Annotated in this window: 19 protein-coding genes and 2 rRNA genes; 2 read left to right on the forward strand and 19 right to left on the reverse strand. The window is 66.7% G+C overall.

Annotated elements, in window-relative coordinates:
* Positions 1 to 43: 43 nt before the first annotated feature.
* From AC1D2H_RS01700 to AC1D2H_RS01715, 4 genes are all read right to left on the reverse strand, one after another.
* Positions 44 to 715, reverse strand: a complete 672-nt coding sequence (locus tag AC1D2H_RS01700; RefSeq protein WP_478009649.1) for a class I SAM-dependent methyltransferase — start codon at positions 713 to 715, stop codon at positions 44 to 46.
* Positions 716 to 726: 11 nt separating this feature from the next.
* A complete protein-coding gene (locus AC1D2H_RS01705; RefSeq protein ID WP_478009650.1) occupies positions 727 to 1,944 on the reverse strand; it encodes a glycosyltransferase in 1,218 nt (405 codons plus the stop codon).
* Between the two features lie 8 nt (positions 1,945 to 1,952).
* On the reverse strand, positions 1,953 to 3,047 hold the full coding sequence (locus AC1D2H_RS01710) for a hypothetical protein (RefSeq protein WP_478009651.1): 1,095 nt from the start codon (positions 3,045 to 3,047) through the stop codon (positions 1,953 to 1,955).
* A gap of 125 nt (positions 3,048 to 3,172) precedes the next feature.
* Entirely contained in the window at positions 3,173 to 4,246 is a 1,074-nt protein-coding gene (locus AC1D2H_RS01715) for a glycosyltransferase family 4 protein (RefSeq protein ID WP_478009652.1), read from the reverse strand.
* 190 nt (positions 4,247 to 4,436) lie between these two features.
* Here AC1D2H_RS01715 and lysS point away from each other — a divergent pair, with 190 nt between their 5' ends.
* Positions 4,437 to 5,942 carry a lysine--tRNA ligase gene (gene lysS, locus AC1D2H_RS01720; protein ID WP_478009653.1) on the forward strand — a complete coding sequence of 502 codons (1,506 nt, stop codon included), beginning with the start codon at positions 4,437 to 4,439 and terminating at the stop codon, positions 5,940 to 5,942.
* A 3-nt stretch (positions 5,943 to 5,945) separates the two neighbouring features.
* Here the strand turns inward: lysS and AC1D2H_RS01725 are convergent, their stop codons facing one another.
* The 12 genes from AC1D2H_RS01725 to AC1D2H_RS01780 all read right to left on the reverse strand — a co-directional run bounded on the left by AC1D2H_RS01725 (position 5,946) and on the right by AC1D2H_RS01780 (position 16,680).
* Entirely contained in the window at positions 5,946 to 6,644 is a 699-nt protein-coding gene (locus AC1D2H_RS01725; protein ID WP_478009654.1) for a nucleotidyl transferase AbiEii/AbiGii toxin family protein, read from the reverse strand.
* Complete coding sequence (locus AC1D2H_RS01730) at positions 6,637 to 7,104, reverse strand: helix-turn-helix domain-containing protein (protein WP_478009655.1); 468 nt, start codon at positions 7,102 to 7,104, stop codon at positions 6,637 to 6,639. Before AC1D2H_RS01730 ends, AC1D2H_RS01725 begins: the two co-directional genes overlap by 8 nt.
* Positions 7,105 to 7,154: 50 nt before the next feature.
* The gene (locus AC1D2H_RS01735; protein ID WP_478009656.1) at positions 7,155 to 7,904 is read right to left on the reverse strand and encodes an ATP-binding cassette domain-containing protein; all 750 of its coding nucleotides are present in this window, start codon (positions 7,902 to 7,904) and stop codon (positions 7,155 to 7,157) included.
* On the reverse strand, positions 7,901 to 9,043 hold the full coding sequence (locus AC1D2H_RS01740; RefSeq protein WP_478009657.1) for a sugar ABC transporter permease: 1,143 nt from the start codon (positions 9,041 to 9,043) through the stop codon (positions 7,901 to 7,903). Before AC1D2H_RS01740 ends, AC1D2H_RS01735 begins: the two co-directional genes overlap by 4 nt.
* A gap of 8 nt (positions 9,044 to 9,051) precedes the next feature.
* Entirely contained in the window at positions 9,052 to 10,086 is a 1,035-nt protein-coding gene (locus tag AC1D2H_RS01745; protein WP_478009658.1) for a substrate-binding domain-containing protein, read from the reverse strand.
* 114 nt (positions 10,087 to 10,200) lie between these two features.
* On the reverse strand, positions 10,201 to 10,575 hold the full coding sequence (locus tag AC1D2H_RS01750) for a DUF4148 domain-containing protein (RefSeq protein ID WP_477937874.1): 375 nt from the start codon (positions 10,573 to 10,575) through the stop codon (positions 10,201 to 10,203).
* 183 nt (positions 10,576 to 10,758) lie between these two features.
* Positions 10,759 to 11,547 carry an enoyl-CoA hydratase gene (locus tag AC1D2H_RS01755; protein WP_478009659.1) on the reverse strand — a complete coding sequence of 263 codons (789 nt, stop codon included), beginning with the start codon at positions 11,545 to 11,547 and terminating at the stop codon, positions 10,759 to 10,761.
* Positions 11,544 to 12,635, reverse strand: a complete 1,092-nt coding sequence (locus AC1D2H_RS01760; protein ID WP_478009660.1) for a DUF3108 domain-containing protein — start codon at positions 12,633 to 12,635, stop codon at positions 11,544 to 11,546. The genes AC1D2H_RS01755 and AC1D2H_RS01760 overlap by 4 nt, the downstream gene beginning before the upstream one ends.
* A gap of 7 nt (positions 12,636 to 12,642) precedes the next feature.
* Positions 12,643 to 14,361 (reverse strand): M61 family metallopeptidase, encoded by a 1,719-nt coding sequence (locus AC1D2H_RS01765; RefSeq protein WP_478009661.1) that lies wholly within the window; start codon positions 14,359 to 14,361, stop codon positions 12,643 to 12,645.
* Positions 14,361 to 14,798 carry a DUF3429 domain-containing protein gene (locus AC1D2H_RS01770; RefSeq protein ID WP_477937882.1) on the reverse strand — a complete coding sequence of 146 codons (438 nt, stop codon included), beginning with the start codon at positions 14,796 to 14,798 and terminating at the stop codon, positions 14,361 to 14,363. The genes AC1D2H_RS01765 and AC1D2H_RS01770 overlap by 1 nt, the downstream gene beginning before the upstream one ends.
* A 5-nt stretch (positions 14,799 to 14,803) precedes the next feature.
* Positions 14,804 to 15,538, reverse strand: a complete 735-nt coding sequence (locus tag AC1D2H_RS01775) for a DsbC family protein (RefSeq protein WP_477937884.1) — start codon at positions 15,536 to 15,538, stop codon at positions 14,804 to 14,806.
* 20 nt (positions 15,539 to 15,558) lie between these two features.
* Positions 15,559 to 16,680 (reverse strand): FAD-dependent monooxygenase, encoded by a 1,122-nt coding sequence (locus AC1D2H_RS01780; RefSeq protein ID WP_478009662.1) that lies wholly within the window; start codon positions 16,678 to 16,680, stop codon positions 15,559 to 15,561.
* 137 nt (positions 16,681 to 16,817) lie between these two features.
* Between AC1D2H_RS01780 and ychF the strand changes: the two genes are divergently transcribed.
* Positions 16,818 to 17,909, forward strand: a complete 1,092-nt coding sequence (gene ychF, locus AC1D2H_RS01785; RefSeq protein ID WP_478009663.1) for a redox-regulated ATPase YchF — start codon at positions 16,818 to 16,820, stop codon at positions 17,907 to 17,909.
* Between the two features lie 56 nt (positions 17,910 to 17,965).
* On the opposite strand, the gene AC1D2H_RS01790 is transcribed toward ychF, so the two are convergent.
* The 3 genes from AC1D2H_RS01790 to AC1D2H_RS01800 form a co-directional block, all read right to left on the reverse strand.
* The gene (locus AC1D2H_RS01790; protein WP_478009664.1) at positions 17,966 to 18,592 is read right to left on the reverse strand and encodes a 2'-5' RNA ligase family protein; all 627 of its coding nucleotides are present in this window, start codon (positions 18,590 to 18,592) and stop codon (positions 17,966 to 17,968) included.
* An 88-nt stretch (positions 18,593 to 18,680) separates the two neighbouring features.
* Positions 18,681 to 18,793, reverse strand: a 5S ribosomal RNA gene (gene rrf / locus AC1D2H_RS01795).
* Between the two features lie 206 nt (positions 18,794 to 18,999).
* A 23S ribosomal RNA gene (locus AC1D2H_RS01800) occupies positions 19,000 to 20,111 on the reverse strand; the annotation flags it as partial.

Here is a 20,111-nt window from a genome sequence, read left to right on the forward strand (position 1 = left end):
CCGCGACGAACGAATTTGCCGGGCTGCCAGGCCTGCGCCTGCTTCATGGCCGGGCCTGGACCAGCAGCGTGTCACGCCAGCGCGGCACCCAATCCGTCAACGACGCGGCCAGGGATCCCTTCCAGGTGGCGTAGTCCCCATGGCAGAGTTCCACCGCCGCCGGCTCGTAGCCCGCGTCGACAAGCACTTTGCTCAAGGTGTACGGAGAGAACCAGAACCTGTGGTCCGTGTTGATGCGCTCAGCCCCCGGCAGGCTGTTGCGCCAGCGGAAGACGTTGGGCGTGACCACGACCAGGCGTTTGAAGCGATAGCGCCGCATCGAGCGCAGGAAGCTCACCGGATCGCCGACATGCTCGATCACATCGGCCATCAGGCAGATGTCGAACTCCTGTTCCGGCGTGTCGTCGGGCAGGTACACCTCAGGAAAGCCCAGCTCGCGCAACATCGCGACGCCCTCGGCATTGGTATCCACGCCCACGCAATGCTGCGCCACGCGGCACAGCTTCTGATGCAGGTAGAGATCGAGCTTGATCTTTTCGCGAATGAGTTCCAGGTGGTCACAGCAGCCCACATGCAGGACGCGCTGCCCACGCGACAGTTCCATCAGCCGCGACGAACGCTTCAGGCCGGGTCGCGTCGCGTCGATCTTGAAATCGTGCCCGTTGGAAAAGCGTCGACCATGAAGATAGTCCAAGGTCTCGGGGTTGAGGTCCATAGAAAGCCTAGTCAGAGTTCCGCCAGCCGATTGGCCGTGGCGGCGTGATTGCGCTCGGCGTCGAAGTCCTCGGCCCAGCGCTGCCACGCGGCATCGCGCTGGCGAGTCCGCTGCGGCGCATCGGCCAGGAGCAACTCCTCAAGCGCGATCACCACGTCGCCGCTCGAGGGGTCGGGCGGCAACAGCCGGCCATTGTCTCCGGACCGGTCCACCGCTTCGGCAACCCCGCCCACGTCGGTCGCCAACACGGTGATGCCATGAGCCAGGGCTTCCTGGATCGACACCGGCAGTCCTTCGCTGCTGGACAACAGCACGAGGACATCAACCGGCTGGGTCACGTAGTGCTCAAGCACCGCCGAGTTGGGCACGGCGCCCTTGAGATGCGCCTGCAGATTGCCCGGCGCATCGGCCAGCAGGGCCTGCACGGACGCGAGCGCCGGGCCGTCACCGAAGTGGATCCACTCGATAGCCTGGCTCTCGTGTCGCCTGGCGAGCGCCATGAGTGCCTGCGCCACCAGATCGACCCGCTTCAAGGCGATGACGTTGCTGCACGAGACGACGCGCCAGACACTGTCCGCCGATGCCTGCGCGCGCGACCGTGCCGCGGCCACCCCGAGCCTGGCCAGGCTCAGGCGTTCGCGGGGCACGCCACGTGCCACCAGATGCTCCAGTCCGTGCCGGGCAATCGTCATCGTCAGATCGACCTGGCGGTAGATCCGGGTCCAAGGCTGGAAGGGTGGATCAAAGGCGTCCTCGTACAGCTCATAGCGGTGCACCCGCGTCACCACCCGGGCCCCAGCCCGACCCTCGGCCCAGCGCAGCGCAGCGAGCGTTTGCCCGCCGCGCCAATAGCTGTAGAGGAGTAGAGGTTGCGCACCCGCGGGCCGGGCACGCAGCCAGGCCCAGGTGGCCGACGCCACGCCCGCCCAACGCCAGGCGCGCGCGGCACCCAGCAGGCCGCCCTGACGCAGCGCCTTGACCAACTCGCCGAGCATGCCCGGCCAGGCCAGTGCCGCCAGCAGATACCAGGGCGCAAAGCGGCGCCAGCGTCTCGCGAGGCCACGATCGACCTCGGCGCCGAGCGGCAGATCGAGCTGTCGCCCGCCGTCGTAAAGCGGCACCACGAGCACGCGGTCGAACCGGCGGCAAAGCCATGGCAGCTCCGGCGCCACGAACATGGTCTCGCCACCGTTGTGCGTGAAGGGATGATTCGCGGTGAAGAGCAGCAAGTCCCGGGTCAAGCCTGTCCCTTTTTCAGTCGCCGCGCTGCGCGCCACCAGGTGGCCGATTCGATGGTGAGCAAGGCCAACGCCACGGCGGCGGCCGACGGCAAGACGCGCAGTGAGACTGCCACCACCAGGACCGCCAGTACCAGCCGCCAGGCAGCCTGCGCGCTGAGCTCCAGGTAGTCGCCCCGGGCCAGCAACACCGTACCCGTCACGCGGGCAGCCACCGCGRCAACGCTGGCCAGGGTCATCAGGGACATGGGCATCAACCACCGGGACCAATCCGGATGCAGGGCACAGGCTCCCAGGCCAAGCAGGGCCGCGGCGAAGGCGGACAGCGCGGCCAGCCGCGCCGGGCGCGGCCAGCGGCGCAAGGTCGGCGTGTGCTGGCGCGCAAAATGGTCATACAGCAGTGGCGCCAGATAGCCAGCCAGAGTGGCGAACAACTGGTAGACATAGATCCCCAGCGAGGCCTCACCCACCGCGGCCGACTCTCCTCCCAGGCCGGCCACCGTGCTGAGCAGGGCGGCACCGAGCAGGCTGCCAAACGCCATCTGCCACCAGCTCTGGGCGCACACTGACCACAACTCGCGTCCCGGCCAGGGCAATTCGGAGCGCCGTTCCGAGCGAAACGCCGAGCGCCACGCCTGCGCCACGGCCCAGGCGCCGGCGAGGCCGGTGCTGACCAACAGCGGCCATTCGAAATGCTGCGCCTGACCGCCAAGCGTCCAGACCAGCAATGCCAGCAGCAACAGCATCGCGGGCAGCGCCGTGATGAAGCCGAAGACCACCACGCCTCGCTCCACAATCACCACCGACCGGGCCAACAGATGAGAAACGCCGCAAGGCAGAGCAATGAGCAAGGCGGCAACCTGGGGCCAGCCCAGGGCGAGCATCACCAAGCCCAGCACGATGCAGACTCCTCCCACGCCAGCCACCCAGGGCGCCAACTGCCGGCAGATCTGGTACCCCGAGAACTTCAGTCGGTATTGCAGGTGCAGCAAGCCCTGCGGCAAGCCCAGGGCCGCCAGCACCATGGCCGCGTCGAACCAGCTCTTGATCAGGGCGAACTCACCTTGCGCGCCAATGCCCAGGTAGAGAGACACCCAGGCTGCACAGGCCAGCGTGGACGCTGACCCCAGCCCCTGCCACAGCATCGACCGCACGGCGGGTGCCATCAAGCGGCGGTGCCCGGCTGGCTTGGCAGGATCATCCGTCGCAGCCATCGGCCTCACGAAGACAGCTCGCGCAGCCGAACCAGGAAGCGCTGCGCGCCCGGCTCGAAAAGCCCATGCCGGGCCACCCATTGCCGATTGGCGACACCGATCTGGGCCGCGTCCATCTGCGCCATGCCTTTGACCAGGGATTGCACCTTGTCCAGGATGAATCCGCGCTCGGAGCTGCCCACCAGTGCTCGGTGAGCGGCCAAGTCCGACAGGATGGGCACACAGGCATGGCCCATCGCCTCCAGCGCCGGGATGGAGGAGGCCGCCCTCTCGGGCAGGCTGAAGTACCAGGTCGCCTTGGCCAGATGGCGGGCACAGTCCTCGGCATCCAGTCGCCCCGCAAAGCTGACCTTGTCCGCCAGGCCTCTGGCGGCCACGTCAGCCTCCAGATAGGGCCGCAGCGGCCCATCGCTGGCCATCACCAGCCGCGCCGGCGGGCAAGCCTTCAGCACGCGCGCAAAGGCTTCGATCACCAGTTGCGGCCGCTGGTTCGGTTCCATGGCGCCGTTGGCAAAGAAGAGCCAGGGCTCCTTCTTGGCGTTCTGCCGCGGCAGCGCCTCCAGTCCCTCAGGCACGACGATGAGCTCGTCGGCGCCCAGCTGGCGCAATTCGTCGGCCAGAGGCTGTGCACCCGTGGCCACGACCGCACAGGCTTTGAGCACCCGGCGTCTCAGCCAGCGGTCGCTCCAGCCCCGCTGCGACAGCAGCGGCGCGCCATCATCGTCTGCGACCGAACCCGACAGCCTTGCACGCAGCCGCCAGCCGGCCCTCACCCCCCAGGCCAGGGTGCCATAGGCAGCCAGGTCATGGACATGCAGCCAGTCAGCGTCGGTGTCCTTCAGCCAAGCGCCGACCCGGGACAAGCTGCGCAGCAGCGCGGTGTTCCACCCACTCGCCTGAAACTGCAGATGCAGGGCAAGGCGCCGGGCGTCCGGCACCACTCGATTCCACTCGGGCAAAAAGCCGCGAGACGAGATGGCATGGAGGTGCACGCGTGGCGCCAACACCGTTGCCCACTTGAGTAGCTCGGAACTTTCGCCGTCGCCGATGAGGACGAGCTTGAGCCCCCCGCTCAGCATGGCGCGCTCCGCTGCGCGCATCGCCGGCCACCGCATGCGGTCGCGCGGCGCAGACCGTCAAAGCACGGTATGGGGCGACGAGCGGCGGGGTTGTGGGTCACGATAGGGTGATGGTCGGGGGCGAGCCGGCGATGTGAAGGGCTCATGGGACATGAGATTCTAGAATCTAGGGTTCGACTGAAGGCCCGCAATGACCACGACCCCTCCGACTCCCGCCACCGACGACAACCAACTGATCGCCGAGCGCCGCGGCAAACTGGCCGCGCTGCGGGCTGCCACGGCGGTGCCTTTCCCGAACGATTTCAAGCCCCAACACCGCGCGGTGCCGCTGCAGACCCAGTACGGCGAGATGCCCAACGAGGAGCTCGAGCCGCAGGCCGTCAAGGTCAGCGTGGCCGGCCGCATGATGCTCAAGCGCATGATGGGCAAGGCGAGCTTTTGCACGCTGCAGGACGCCACCGGCCGCATCCAGCTGCGCGTGACCATCGACAACGTCGGCCCCGAGGTCTACGACGCCTTCAAGCACTGGGACCTGGGTGACATCCTGGGCGCCGAGGGCACGCTGATGCGCACCAAGACCGGCGAGCTGTCCGTCGCCGTGACGACGCTGCGCCTCTTGACCAAGAGCCTGCGCCCGCTGCCGGACAAGTTCCACGGCATGACCGACCAGGAGCAGAAGTACCGCCAGCGCTATGTCGACCTGATCACCGATGAGGACGCCCGCAAGCGCTTCACGGCGCGCTCCAAGGCTGTTTCGGCCATCCGCAGCTTCATGGTGGACCACGGCTTCCTGGAGGTCGAGACGCCGATGCTCCACCCCATCCCAGGTGGCGCGAACGCCAAGCCCTTCAAGACCCACCACAACGCGCTGGACCAGGAGATGTTCCTGCGCATCGCGCCGGAGCTCTACCTGAAGCGGCTGGTGGTGGGCGGCTTCGAGCGCGTGTTCGAGATCAACCGCAACTTCCGCAACGAAGGCATCTCGGTCCGGCACAACCCCGAGTTCACGATGATGGAGTTCTATGCGGCCTACTGGACGCATCACGACCAGATGGACTTCACCGAGGCCGTGCTGCGCCATGCAGCCGTTGCCGCCACCGGCAGCGCCGCGCTGACCTACGCCGGCAAGCCCGTGGCGCTGGACAAGCCGTTTGCGCGCGTGTCGGTACGGGACTCGCTGATCCAGTTCGCCGGGCTGACCGAAGCGGAGGCTGGCGATGCCGAGGTGCTGCGTGCCAGGATCAAGGCTGCCGGTGAAGACGCGCCCGCCCGCTGGAGCCTGGCCGAGCTGCAGTTCGGCCTGTTCGAGGCGGTCGTGGAAGAGAAGCTCTGGGAGCCCACCTTCATCATCGACTACCCCGTCGAGGTGTCGCCGCTGGCCCGCGCGTCGGACGCGAATCCGCAGATCACGGAACGCTTCGAGCTCTTCATCACCGGCCGCGAATACGCCAACGGCTTCTCGGAGCTGAACGACGCCGAGGACCAGGCCGCGCGCTTCCACGCCCAGGTGGCCAACAAGGACGCCGGCGACGAGGAGGCGATGTTCTTCGACGCCGACTTCATCCGCGCGCTGGAATACGGCATGCCTCCGACCGGCGGCTGCGGCATCGGCATCGACCGGCTGATGATGCTGATCACGGATTCGCCGTCGATCCGCGACGTCATCTTGTTCCCCGCACTGCGCCGCGAGGCCTGACGCTCAGCGCTTTTCGAGCGCCTTGATCCGGGCCCACAGCTGGGCCTTGGACAGGGTCGTCATCTGCATCGCCCCCATGCAGGCATCCAGCCGATGGGGGCGTTCCCGCAAGTCCTGCACCGCGCTGTCCAGGCTGCTCTCGACACTGTCGCCATAGGCCGTCGCGGCCTTGGCGATGGCCGCGCGCAGCAGGGGCTTGGCAGGCCGCATCATGGCGAGGTCGATGAGGTCGCGGCTGAAGACGCTGTCATCGCGCCAGCGATCGGCGAGGGCCAGCAGCTTGCCCGCGGCGAGGTCCAGCGGCGTCAACCCGAGCACACCAGCGATGGCGTCGGCCAGGCCGGGCGGATCGAAAGCGATGCGGGCCTCCAGCACGATCTCGAACTTGATCGCCACCCCGGCTTCACGTACCAGCGTGCGCAAGCCGTACTGGTCTGCGCGCAGCTCACGCACCGGCGCCAGTTCGGCACCTGCCCGAACGAGGGCGCCAAGGCCTGCCGGGCCGGTCAGCAACTGGCGCAGCTTGCGATAGCCGGCGAGGTCGGACACGAGAAAGTCGATGTCCACCGACTCGCGGTACTCGCCATAACGCAGCGCCATGGCGGTGCCGCCGCCAAACCAGCAGGCGTGAGCGGCCAGCACGTCGGCATCCAGCGCGGCGAGCACGGCCGCGATGCGGCGGTGGTGCTCGCGCTCAAACAAGCAGCCGCCCTCCCCCCAGCTCGTCGACCAGCGCCTGGATCAGCCGCCGCTCCTGCGGCTCCAGGCCCTCGCGGTCGAGGTGGCGCCAGTTGCGCTCGTAGAGGTCGAGGGCCTGCGCAGGGCTCAGTTCGGTCACGCCGGGCAGTTGCCAGGCCAGTTGCTTGAGCGCGGGGTAGGCCTCCAGACGCACCACGGCCGGCAGCGCCGACGCGAATGGCACTTCGGGCTCGCGCACCTGCAGGCTCAGCCCGACGGCCGACATCGCGCTCAGGTAGGCGCCCATGGTCACCGAAGGCTCGCCGCGCTCCACGCGGTGCAGCGTCACGCGCGACATGCCCGCCGCCTCGGCAGCGTCGGTCGCCGTCACCTTCTGCCGCTCGCGTTGGGCGCGAATGCGCTCGCCCAGCGCTTGCAACTGGGTGGCGACGTTGGGCGGAACGGGCGGCGCTTTGGCAGGCATATGTTTCTCATTCTAGTCACAACTAGAATTTTGAACAGAATGAGAAACAACTAAACCGCTGCAACCGCTGGCGCCTTCCCCGCAATGATCATCGCCAACACCTCGTCCTCGTTGACGTCAGCGGTGCGGCAGACGCCCACCAGACGACCGTTCTTCATGACGGCCAGGCGGTTCGACAGCGCGAACACATCCGGCATGTCGTGGGTGACGAGCAGGATGCCCACGCCCTCGGCGCTCAGCCGGCGGATCAGGTCATGCACCATCGCCGTCTCGGCCGGGCCCAGCGCCGCGCAGGGCTCATCCATGATCAGCACGCGGGCCTTGAACTGCAGCGCCCGGGCGATCGCAACCACCTGGCGCTGGCCGCCCGACAAGGACATCACCGGGTCGGCGATGTTCTTGAAGTTGGGGTTCAGCCGCGCGAACAGCGGCACGGCGGCGGCGCGCATGGCGGCGTCGTCGAGCAGGCCGAAGCGCGTGCGCAGTTCGCGGCCGAGGAAGAGGTTGGCGACCGAGTCGAGGTTGTCGGCCAGCGCCAGCTTCTGGTGGATGGTTTCGATGCCGGCGGCGCGTGAATCGGCCGGGCTCGCGAACTTCACCGCCGCGCCGTTCAGCAGCAGTTCGCCGCCGTCGAAAGGCAGCGCGCCCGCGATCATCTGCATCAGCGTGGACTTGCCGGCGCCGTTGTGGCCCAGCACGGCCAGCACTTCGCCGGGTGCCAGGCTCAAGGAGATGCCGTCGACCGCATGCACGCCGCCAAAGGATTTGCGCGCCTCGCGCACTTCAAGCAGGGCCGTCATTTCTGCACCACACGATCGAAGACAACTGCGGCCACCAGCACCTGGCCGAGCACGACCATGCGCCAGCCTATGGTCACGTCGGTCAGCAGCAGGCCGCTGTCGATGCTCTGGATGATGAGGGCGCCGAGCACTGTGCCGCCCACGCTGCCGCTGCCGCCGGCGAGGCTCACGCCGCCGATGACGGCCGCCGCGATGACGGTCAGCTCCATGCCGGTGCCCATCGAGTTCGTGCCCGCATTCAGGCGCGCCATCGCGACCACGGCCGCCAGCGCCACCAAGGCGGCCAGCAGCAGGTTCAACTGGATCATCACGCGCCGCACCGGGATGCCCGCCAGGCGTGCCGCGTCGGGGTTGCCGCCGATGGCATAGACATAGCGGCCAAAGCGCGTGTGCTTGGCCACGAAGCCCAGCACCAGCACGACCGCCACCCAGATGACGAGCGGCAGCGGCAGGCCCTGGCCCTGCTCCTGGCCTTCGAGGCGGTAGGCGTTGAACACCGCCACGGTGCCGAACACCGCGAGCGCGGCGAGACCACCCTTGAACAACTCATGGCGGGCATTGGCCGGCACGCCGCCGGCACGCAACTGCGCGCGGCGCTGCACCAGCTGCCACCCCCAGAACAGCGCCACCAGGGCCACGCCCAGCAGCCAGCTGCCGCGCTCGCCCAGCGAGCCGTCGATGCCGCCGCCCAGCGCCAGCAGCCAGGGCTCGGTGACGGGTTGCGTCTTGCCGTCGGCCACCAGGAAGGCCACGCCGCGCAGCGACACCAGGCCGCCCAGCGTCACGACGAAGGACGGGATGCCGATGACGGCCGACAGCCAGCCCTGGAACAGGCCCACCGCCAGCGCCAGCCCCAGGCCGGCGAACAGCGACGCGATGACCGACCAGCCCTGGGTGTACTGCAGCCAGGCCATCAGCACGCCCACGGCGCCGAGCAGCGAGCCCACGGCGAGGTCGATCTGCCGCGCGACGATGATCAGCGCCATGCCGCTGGCGACGATGCCGACGACCGCCGTCTGCTGCGCAATGTTGTAGAGGTTCTCGGCCGTCAGGAAGCTGCCGGTGAGCACGTGAAAGCCGATGGCGATGGCCACCAGCACGGCCGCCATGACGGCGAGCCGCTGGGTCTGGGCGCTCATCCGGCCTCCTATTTGCAGGCCGCCGGCGCCTTGGCCGCGTCGACACCCTTGCAGGCCACCGCCTTGCTGATCCAGCCGGCGCTGATGACTTCGCCCAGGTTGGCCTGCGTGATGGCCACCGGCGCGAGGAACTTGGCTTGCAGGCTGACCTTGCGTTCGCCGCCCGCCCAGGCTGCGGCGCCCGGCACCGCCTGGCCAGCGGCCAGTTGCACGGCGGCAGAAGCGGCTTCCCTGCCCAGAGCGCGCGAGTCCTTCCAGACCGACACCGTCTGCGTGCCCAGCGCGACGCGGTTCAGCGCGGCGTGGTCGGCGTCCTGGCCGCTGACCGGCACGCCCTTGATGCCGCGGCCCGCCAGCGCCGCGATGGCGCCGCCGGCCGTGCCGTCGTTGCTGGCCACGACCGCGTCGACGCCGCCCTTCAGGCGCGTCAGGATCTGCTCCATGTTCTTCTGCGCCACCTCGGGCTTCCAGCCGTCGGTGTATTCCTCGGCGACGATCTTCACGTCGCCCTTCTTGACCGCATCGGCCAGCGCATCCTGTTGGCCGGCGCGCAGGAAGTCGGCGTTCGGGTCGCTGGGCGAGCCCTTGATCATCACGTAGCGTCCGTGCGGCTTCACGGCCAGCACGGCCTTGGCTTGCAGGCGGCCGACCTCGCGGTTGTCGAAGGTCAGGTAGAACACTTCGGGCGCCTCGATGAGACGGTCATAGGCCACCACCGGCACCTTGCGCGCCTTGGCCTTGTTCAGCGCGGGGACGATGGCGTCCTTGTCCATGGCCAGGATGATGAGCACCTTGGCGCCCTTGGCCAACAGCGACTCGACGTCGCCGAGCTGCTTCTCGGGCGAGCCGCCGGCGTCGGCGCTCACATAGCTCGCACCCAGGCGAGCCAGTTCGGCCTTGATTGCGGCCTCGTCGGTCTTCCAGCGTTCTTCCTGGAAATTGGACCAGCTCACGCCGACCACCGGGCCGGCAGCCAACGCTGTCATCGAGGCCAGGGAACCCATCACCAGCGTCGCCGCTGCCCACATCTGCTGTTTGCGCATCTTGTCTCCAACGCCCGTTCTGTCCGGGCCGCGGATTCTAGGAACGCTGACAACAAAAAAGCGACCCTCTCGGGTCGCCTTTCATCGGCTTGAAACCGCTTTGTTTCAGTGCGCTTACTTCGCGGAAGCCATGGCGGAGGCGCGGCGCACGACGGGCGCCGGGAAATCACCCAGCTCGCGGGCGGCGTTCTCGCCATGGTCGGCAGCCTGGGCGGCGGCGATCTTCTCGTCGACGCGCACTTCGGTCGCCTTGACGGTCAGCACGGCCTGGCGGGGCAGCTTGACGGTGGCGACGGCGGCAGCCTTGGCGCTGGCGGGGGTCGTCACTTCGACGCCCTTTTCGCCCTGGATGGCGGCCAGTTCACCGCTGTTGCGGGCTGCGACCAGATCGGCAATGACTTGCTCGCGGGTCAGCGGGGCGGTTTGGGCGGATGCGGCACCAGCGGCGATCAGCAGCGTGGCGGCGATGACGGTAGACAGCTTGCTCATGACGGGCTCCTTCAGTGACTGCAGGAAGGTCCTGCTTCGGGGTCATTCGGACATCGCGACCGCGGTGTCCATGGCCTGAACTGTAGGGAGCCGGTCTTGGTAGAAATACTAGGCTGGCGGGAAGTGACTATTCATTCAACACAAACAGTCATCCCTAGTTCGTCATCGTTTCGCCACATCCAATCAACGGTGTTCGAAGTTCGGCGCGCGCTTGGCCAGGAAGGCTTCCATGCCTTCGCGCTGGTCGTGGCTGCCGAACAGCGCGTGGAAATAGCGGCGCTCCACGGCCACGCCGTCCGTCAGCGGGCCCTGGTAGGCGAGGTTGACGAGCTCCTTGATCAGCATGACCGAGGGGCCGCTGAAGCCATTGATGGTCTCGGCCGCGGCCAGGGCTTCTTCGAGCAGCTTGTCGGCCGGCACGACGCGCGACACCAGGCCGGCGCTCTCGGCCTCGGCGGCGCCCATCATGCGGGCCGTCAGCAGCATGTCCATGGCCTTGCTCTTGCCCACGGCGCGCGGCAGGCGCTGGGTGCCGCCGGCGCCGGGCACGATGCCGAGCTTGATCTCGGGCTGGCCGAACTTGGCCGAGTCGGCCGCGATGATGAAGTCGCACATCATGGCCAGCTCGCAGCCGCCACCCAGCGCAAAGCCGGCCACCGCCGCGATGACGGGCTTGCGCACCTGCAGGATGGTTTCCCAGTTCTTCGAGATCAGGCCGCTCTTGAAGGCGCTGGCGAAGGTGTGCGGCAGCATGGTCGGGATGTCGGCACCGGCCGCGAAGGCACGCTCCGAGCCGGTCAGCACGATGCAGCCGATGCCGTCGTCGGCGTCGAAGGCCAACAAAGCTGCGCCCATCTCGTCCATCAACTGGTCATTGAGCGCATTCAGCGCCTTGGGGCGGTTCAGCGTGATCAGGCCGGTCTTGCGCGGGCCGTCGCCATGGACGGCGGTGATGATGCATTCGTAGGTCATTGGCTGAGTCTCCTGGGGATGCCGTTGCTGGATTCTGGCGCGGCCTGCAGCGGCGCGCTCTTGAGCATGAGGTCGATATAGGTGTCGGCGTCCTGGCGGATGACGAGACGCACCGGCAGGTATTGCAGGGTCGGCGCCAGCCAGACTTCGGCGCTCAGGTCGCCGCCGTTGGGCGTGCGGGTGGGCTTGAGATGCCAGCTGGCCAGCGGACCCATCGGCGTGTCCAGCATTTCCTCGCCCACCACCTCGTACGGCCAGGCGTACTGGCGGCGTGGCAGCACCAGCGGGAACTGCACCACGCGCCCGGCCTGCAGGGCCTCGCGGCCCGTCAGGAAGAGCCAGGTCAGCTGGACGAACTGGCTGGCGGCGTCCTGCCCCCCACGCGGCGCAGGCTCGCGTGCACCGTTCGCCAGTTGCACTTCGGTGCCCAGGAAGAACACGCTGGCGCGGCGAGCGTCGCTGAGGATGACCTTGGTTTCTTCGTCATAGCGCTGCGGTGCGATGCCCTCGGGCGTCAGCTGGCCCTGGCTGCTCATGCGCCGCGTGATCAGCGGCGCGAAGCTCGGGCCGACGCCGACGTCGAGATGGATCTGATAGTCCCGTCCCTTGCGCAGCCATTCGACCTGGGCCTGGCCGCTGACCGGGCCGCGGTAGTTGCCGGTCAGCACGTAGCTGAGCCGTGTGGACAGCGGCCACTCGGGACCGGGCTCATCATCGGCAGTTGCCGAAGCGGCGGGGCTGACGGAAGCGGGCAGTTCGGGCGCCGACGCCGCGGCGACGAGCGGCTCGGGTGGCTGTGGGGCCGATGCAGCGGGCGGCTCGGGCGCTGAGGCGGCCTCGGCAGGCAACGCCGCGCGTGCTGCCGTCACCGGGGCGGGTGGCCTGGGCGGTCGCGGCGCCGGTGCACGCAGGGCCGGCGGCGGCTGCAACTGCATCTCGCGCACCAGGGCCACCTGCATGCGCGGCGGCATGGGCGGCGGCCCGTCATGGACCCAGCCGTCATGGATGCGCTGCACCTCCTGGCCAAGCAGCAGATGCAAGCCCAGCACGGCCAGCACCAGCAGGGCCGGTGGCCGCCACTTCTTCATGGCCGCTTCAGGCGCCGAGCCAGCGTCGACGCGCGGCGTGAGGACCGTCGGCCAGCGACAGGGCGACCGACGCCGACCGGGGCGCAGGCAGCGCGACCTCGAGCTCGAGCAGGCGCTGGTCCCGGCTGACGAGCAGGCGCAACCGCGTCTCGCCGCTGCCGAGCAAGGTCAGAGCATCGTCGAGCCGACGCAGGCGCCAGCCATTGCAGCCGAGGATTTCGTCGCGCGCGTTGACACCCGCGGCCTCCGCCGCACCGCCGGCGAGCACATGCGTCACACCGATGCCGGTGAGCGCGGCCTCGCGCACGCGCAGGCCCAGGCGTTGGGCGACGCTGGCCCGCCCCTCGTCGCGCCAGGCGATGCCATGGTCCTGGAGCAGCTCGCGCAGGGGCAGCTCGCCTTGGCCGTGCACCCAGCCGTGCAACTGGGCCGCTACTTCGTCGCCGGCAAGGGCACGCACCGCGCCGAGGATGTCGGCCTCGCTGATCGGGCCGCCCTGGCTGACCTGCCACAACTGCGCCATCATGGCATCCAGGCTGGACTTGTGGGCCCGCAGGCTCAGGTCCAGGCAGAGCGCCACCAGCGCGCCCTGGGCGTAGTAGTTGCTCGTCGCGTTGACGCTGTTCTCGTCGGGGCGGTAATACTTGGTCCACGCCTCGAAGCTGGCCTGGGCCAGCGGCTGCACGCGCCGGCCGGGCGAGGCCAGCACGCCATTGACGCTCGCCGCCAGCAGCTTCAGATAACGCGGCGCGTCGACCAGGCCGGCACGGCACAGCATCAGCTCGTCGTAGTAGCTCGTGAAGCCCTCGAAGAACCACAGCAGCTCGGTGTAGTTCTCGCGCTGATAGTCAAAGCTGGCGAACTCGGCTGGGCGCAGCCGCTTGACGTTCCAGGCATGGAAGTACTCATGGCTGAACAAGCCGAGCAGGCGCGCGTAGTTGTCGCTGGGTGCGCTGCTTTCCGCGGCGGTGGGCAGTTCGCGTCGCGCGCAGATGAGAGCCGTGCTGGCGCGGTGCTCCAGGCCGCCGTGGCCGTCGTCCAGGGCCCACAGCAGGAAGCTGTAGCGCTCGAACGGCGCGCCGCCCCAGAACCCGATCTGGGCCTCGCAGATGCGCTGCACATCGGCCAGCAGGCGCTCGCCGTCGAAGCTCGGCCAGGCGCCGGCGACGACGACGCGGTGTGGCACGCCGGCCGCGGTGAATTCGCTCTGCCAGTGCGGGCCGATCTCGAAGGGATGGTCGATCAGTTCGTCGTAACTGCCGGCTTCCCATGCTTCATGGCCAGCGCGCATCTCGGTCGCGACATGCCAATCCTCGGGCACGGCGGCCAGCTCCAGGCGATGCATCTCTGCCTCGCGGCCATGGACGCGCAGGCACAGGCTGCTGGCGTTGAAGAAGGCGCGTGCGCTGTCCAGCCAGGCGGTGCGCACCGAGGCGTCGAAGGCGTAGACCTCGTAGCTCAGGGTCAATGCCTTGGCCCGGGCCTGGCCGCTGCAGCGCACCAGCCAGCTCGCCTTGTCCACCTGTTCGACCGGCAGTTCACGGCTGCCCTGGTGGGCCCTCAGCCCGCTCAGGTGCTTGGCGAACTCCCGCACCAGATAGCTGCCGGGGATCCACACCGGCAGGCTGAAACGCTGCTCGGCCGCCGGACTGGGAAGGGTCAGCGTGACGCGATAACGATGGGCCGCGATATCGGCCAGTTCGATCCGGTAGCTGGGCCCGCGCATCAGCTGCCCGCGGCGGCGAGAAAGCAGCTCAGCGACGCAACGGCGGTGAGCCGGAAGCGCAGGGTCAGCCAGTCGGCCGCGCCGAAATGCGGGTAGACGCGTCTATCGACAAGGTAGCAGGCAATCAGCACGCCCCCATGCAGGGCCAGCCCCGCGTACGGTGGCATCAACACGCCCAACCAGCCCAGCAGCGCCGCGCTGACACCCCAGACCAGCGGCTGGCGCCCGATCAGACCACGGGTGAAGGACAGGCCCCAGTGGATGCCGCCGAGAAAGGCGATGATGAGGCCGGCATAGGCCGACAGGCCGAGGCTGACAAAGGTGTGCTGGTCGAGGTCGCGGTCGCCGATCAGCCAGATCAGCGCGCAGCCGAGCACAAAGGGAATGAGCCCGGCATAGCCCAGGCGATGCGCGAGCTCGCGGTGTGCAGCGCTCATCGAGGTCAGGACTTGCTGGCCGGCGCGGCCAGGGCTTGCAGGCGTTTCTCCAGCTCCACGGGGCTGACGGCACCTGGGATGCGGTTGCCGTCTTCCAGCAGGATGGCGGGCGTACCGTTGACGTGGATCTTGCGGGAGAGCGCCAGATTGCGCTCGATGGCGGCGTCATCGCAGGACGCCGCCGGCTTGGCCGGCTGCTCGCCCTTGAGCATCCAGCCAAGCCAGGCATTGGCGTTGTCTTTGGCGCACCAGATAGCGCGCGTCTTCTCCGGCGAATCTCCACCGAGGATGGGAATGAGGAAGGTGTAGACGGTCACGTCCTTCAGCTCCTGCAGGCCCTTCTCGAAGCGCTTGCAATAGCCGCAGTTCGGGTCAGCAAAGACAGCGATGCGGCGCTTGCCGTTGCCACTCTTCCACATCACCGCGTCCTTGAAAGGCAAGCTGGCGAAGTCGATCCGGTTGAGCTGGGTGACGCGCTCCTCGGTCAGGTTCTTCTTGGCCTTCAGGTCGAAGAGTTCGCCCTCGATGAGGAAGCTGCCCGTGGGGTCGGTGTAGCGAACCTCGTTGCCGATGCGGATCTCCCACAAGCCCGGCATGGGCGCGGGACGCACCTCGTCGACCTTGGGGGCATTGGGCATGCGTTCGGCGATGGCCTTGCGGATGGCGGCCTCGTTGGCCAGGGAGGGCAGGCTGGCGATGACGAGCAGGCCGGCCAGAAGGCTGAGGACAGAAGGGCGCACGATGAGGAGTCGGTTGAGGTTCAGAGCCCGAGAGCGCGCTGGGTCAGCCAGCGCTTGACGGGGGTGAGTTGGTTGAGCACATCCAGACCGCGGTTGCGCAGGCCCTGGACGGCGGGGGAGGAGTTGGCGAAAAGGCGTTGCAGCACGTCGGTCAGTTCGCCCATCGCAAGCGTCGGCGCGAGGCGCTCGCGCGCGTAGCGGCGCAGCAGGCGCTCGTCGCCGAGGGGGCGCCAGGATTCGCGCTCGCCAAGGACGTGCGCGAGTGCAGCGACGTCGCCCAGGCCCAGGTTCAGGCCCTGGCCGGCCAGCGGGTGGACGACGTGAGCCGCATCGCCGAGCAGCACCCAGCCCGGGCCGCTGACGGCATCCGCGCGGGCGAGGGCCAGCGGCCAGCTCGAACGCTCGCTGCCCAAGCTCAATTCCCCTGCGGCGCCGCCGGTGGCGGCATTGAGCTCACGTTCGAATTCGGCCGGCGTCGCGGCTTGCAGCTGCTCGGCCCGCGCCTCGGCGCAGGACCAGACAAGCCCGTAGGACGCACCGGGCATCGGCTTCTCGAAAGGCAGCAGGGCCAGCACTTCGCCGCCAGGTTGAAACCACTGCCGTGCAACGCCCTGGTGCGCAAGGCTGGCACTCAGGCGCGCGGCCAGCGCGCGGTGACCATAGGGCCTGGGCTTGAAGTCGACGCCAAGCGCTGCGCGAGCGGCGGATTCGCGGCCCTCACACAGCGCGGTCAATGCGGCCGGCGTGTTGTCGGGCACGTTGCGTACGTGAGGCGAAAACCGCAACGCCGTCGCGAGCTGGGCATCCAAGGCGGCAGCGTCCACGATGACGGCCAGTTCGCGCAAGCCCTGCTGCCAGGCCGAAAAGCTCAGCCGCCCGGCGGGCTGGTCGGCCACGGTGTCGCCGCTGACGATCATGTCGTAAACGGGGCTGACGGCATCGGCCGGGAGGCTGTCCCAGACCTTCAGCTCGCTCAGCAACGCAACCGAGGCGGCATTGAGCGCGTAGGTCCGGACGTCATCCGGGCGGGGCGTCTCCGGCGCGCCGGTCATGCCGACGGCGAGCCCCTGAGAAGCCAGGCTGAGCGCCAGGCTGCTGCCGACCGCGCCACGCCCTCTGACCAACACGTCCACACTTTGCATCGGCCAATTGTAGGCAGGGGGTATGACCGCACCGGAGCCGGGGGCTGGGGCGGGAACGCGGGCACGCCGGCCGATTAAAATGCGCGTTTTGGCGCCGGCTTGCCGCCGGCCGCCCTCCCCAACGGAAAGTTCTCGCCATGAGCCTCAAATGCGGCATCGTGGGTCTGCCCAATGTCGGCAAGTCCACGCTCTTCAACGCCCTGACCAAAGCCGGCATCGCCGCCGAGAACTACCCCTTCTGCACGATCGAGCCCAACGTCGGCATCGTGGAGCTGCCTGACCCGCGCCTGGCTGCCCTGGCCGAGATCGTCAAGCCCGAACGCGTCATGCCGGCCGTCGTCGAATTCGTCGACATTGCCGGCCTCGTCGCCGGCGCCAGCAAGGGTGAAGGCCTGGGCAACCAGTTCCTGTCCCACATCCGCGAGACGGACGCCATCGTCAACGTCGTGCGCTGCTTCGAGGATCCGAACGTCATCCACGTGAACGGCAAGGTCGACCCGATCTCCGACATCGAGGTGATCCAGACCGAGCTCTGCCTGGCGGACCTCGGCACCGTCGAGAAAAGCCTGCACCGCTACAACAAGGTCGCCCGTGCTGGCGACAAGGAAGCCATCGCGCTGGTCAAGGTGCTGGAGAAGTGCCAGGTCGCGCTGGATCAGGCCAAGCCGGTGCGCACCATCGACTTCAGCAAGGAAGAGCTGGTCATCCTCAAGCCGCTGTGCCTGATCACGGCCAAGCCGGCCATGTTCGTCGGCAATGTCTCGGAAGACGGTTTCGAGAACAACCCCTTCCTCGAGCGCCTGCAGGAATATGCAGCGGCCCAGAACGGCCCGGTGGTTGCGATCTGCGCGAAGACCGAATCCGAACTGTCCGAGATGGAAGACGAGGATCGCGCCATGTTCCTGGCCGAGATGGGCCAGGACGAGCCGGGGCTGAACCGCCTGATCCGCGCCGCCTTCAAGTTGCTGGGCTTGCAGACCTATTTCACTGCCGGCGTGAAGGAAGTGCGCGCCTGGACCATCCACATCGGCGACACCGGCCCCCAGGCGGCGGCGGTCATTCACACCGACTTCGAACGCGGCTACATCCGCGCCCAGACCATCGCCTATGACGACTTCATCAAGCATCGCGGCGAGCAGGGCGCCAAGGATGCGGGAAAGATGCGCGCGGAAGGCAAGGAATACGTCGTCAAGGATGGCGACGTGCTGCATTTCTTGTTCAACGTCTGAGCGTCAGTAGCTGACGGAGCAGGGCCAGCTTGATGCTGGCCCTTTTTTTTTGCAGCTCAGGGGCTGGCGGGCCATCGGCGAACCACCTCGTGATGCCCCAATCCCTTATGGCTGCAGAGAAGCGCGAAGCCATCAGCAGTCCAACGCAACGGTTCATCCAATGACGTCATCGGCAGGTGATGCTCCCCATCATAGAAAAGCGTCATGTGGGGTGCTGGCGGCGTTTTGCACTTGACTCCTCGACCCCGGAGCGCTGCAGTCAAATCCTGCCGGAGTTGAGCGACTCTCTGCGTCGTATCCGCCGAACAGGTCAAGACGCAGGCGTTGCTGGGCTGGAAGCTGACAAGGCCTTCATGCGCGATCGGAGTCAGCCTGCTCGTCACACCATCACACGCAGCTTCGATCGCGTTCAGCGCCTCACCGGAGTAGCCGCCCGTGAATTTTCCGAGTTCCAACAACGTGACATGCCACAGCGATGGTCGGCGCAGTTTGGATGTCGGCGCTCGATAGCGCAGTTGAAGCAGTTCAGCTGCAGCAGAAAGCGACGCATGCTGACTTGCGATGTCGGGGCGCAGCGCCAGAAACAGCTCGTATTCGCTCGCCGGCTTGCGGCCCTTGGGCGTCGTCGGCTCCCAAGGGGGTCTGGCGTCATCGAAACCGAGCAAATCAAGTTGATCAGACATGATGAGGGTCAGCCTCCCACCCTATTTCGTTGTCCCCAAAGACAAAACCCCTCGCAGCCTGAGCTGGAGGGGTTTTGAGGGGTAAATAGCCTGACGATGACCTACTTTCACACGGGAATCCGCACTATCATCGGCGCTGGCTCGTTTCACTGTCCTGTTCGGGATGGGAAGGAGTGGGACCAAGTCGCTATGGTCGTCAGGCTTGACTGGTTGGTTCGTTGACGRGAGTCAACAAACCCAATTCGTAGAGTCAGCAGAGGACTAGTTTCCTAGTTGGTCTGCACACAGCAAGTAATCAATACTTRCTGCGGAATCAGCTTAATTTGATTGCGTCTTCGTAGCTTCGAAGAACGACATAACTTGAACACTCACCCTGAGACGTGCTGCGCACAGACTCTCAAAGTTATAGGGTCAAGCCTCACGGGCAATTAGTACTGGTTAGCTTAACGCATTACTGCGCTTCCACACCCAGCCTATCAACGTCCTGGTCTCGAACGACYCTTYAGGGGGCTCTAGGCCCCGGCARRWCTMATCTTGARACGAGTTTCCCGCTTAGATGCTTTCAGCGGTTATCTCTTCCGMACTTAGCTACTCGGCAATGCCACTGGCGTGACAACCGATACACCAGAGGTKCGTCCACTCCGGTCCTCTCGTACTAGGAGCAGGCTYYCTCAAWYYTGCAGCGCCCACGGAAGATAGGGACCAAACTGTCTCACGACGTTTTAAACCCAGCTCACGTACCTCTTTAAATGGCGAACAGCCATACCCTTGGGACCGGCTACAGCCCCAGGATGAGATGAGCCGACATCGAGGTGCCAAACACCGCCGTCGATATGAACTCTTGGGCGGTATCAGCCTGTTATCCCCAGAGTACCTTTTATCCGTTGAGCGATGGCCCTTCCATACAGAACCACCGGATCACTTTGTCCTACTTTCGTACCTGCTCGACTTGTCAGTCTCGCAGTCAAGCACGCTTATGCCAATGCACTATCGACACGATTTCCGACCGTATCTAGCGTACCTTCGAACTCCTCCGTTACACTTTGGGAGGAGACCGCCCCAGTCAAACTGCCCACCATACACTGTCCCCGACCCGGATAACGGGCCAAGGTTAGAACCTCAAACACACCAGGGTGGTATTTCAACGTTGGCTCCATAAGATCTAGCGACCTTACTTCAAAGCCTCCCACCTATCCTACACAGATCTGTTCAAAGTCCAATGTAAAGCTACAGTAAAGGTTCATGGGGTCTTTCCGTCTTTCCGCGGGGAGATTGCATCATCACAAACATTTCAACTTCGCTGAGTCTCTGGAGGAGACAGTGTGGCCATCATTACTCCATTCGTGCAGGTCGGAACTTACCCGACAAGGAATTTCGCTACCTTAGGACCGTTATAGTTACGGCCGCCGTTTACTGGGACTTCAGTCAAGAGCTTGCACCCCATCATTTAATCTTCCAGCACCGGGCAGGAGTCACACCCTATACGTCGACTTTCGTCTTTGCAGAGTGCTGTGTTTTT

The organism is Roseateles sp. P1_C1_2, from assembly GCF_056406535.1.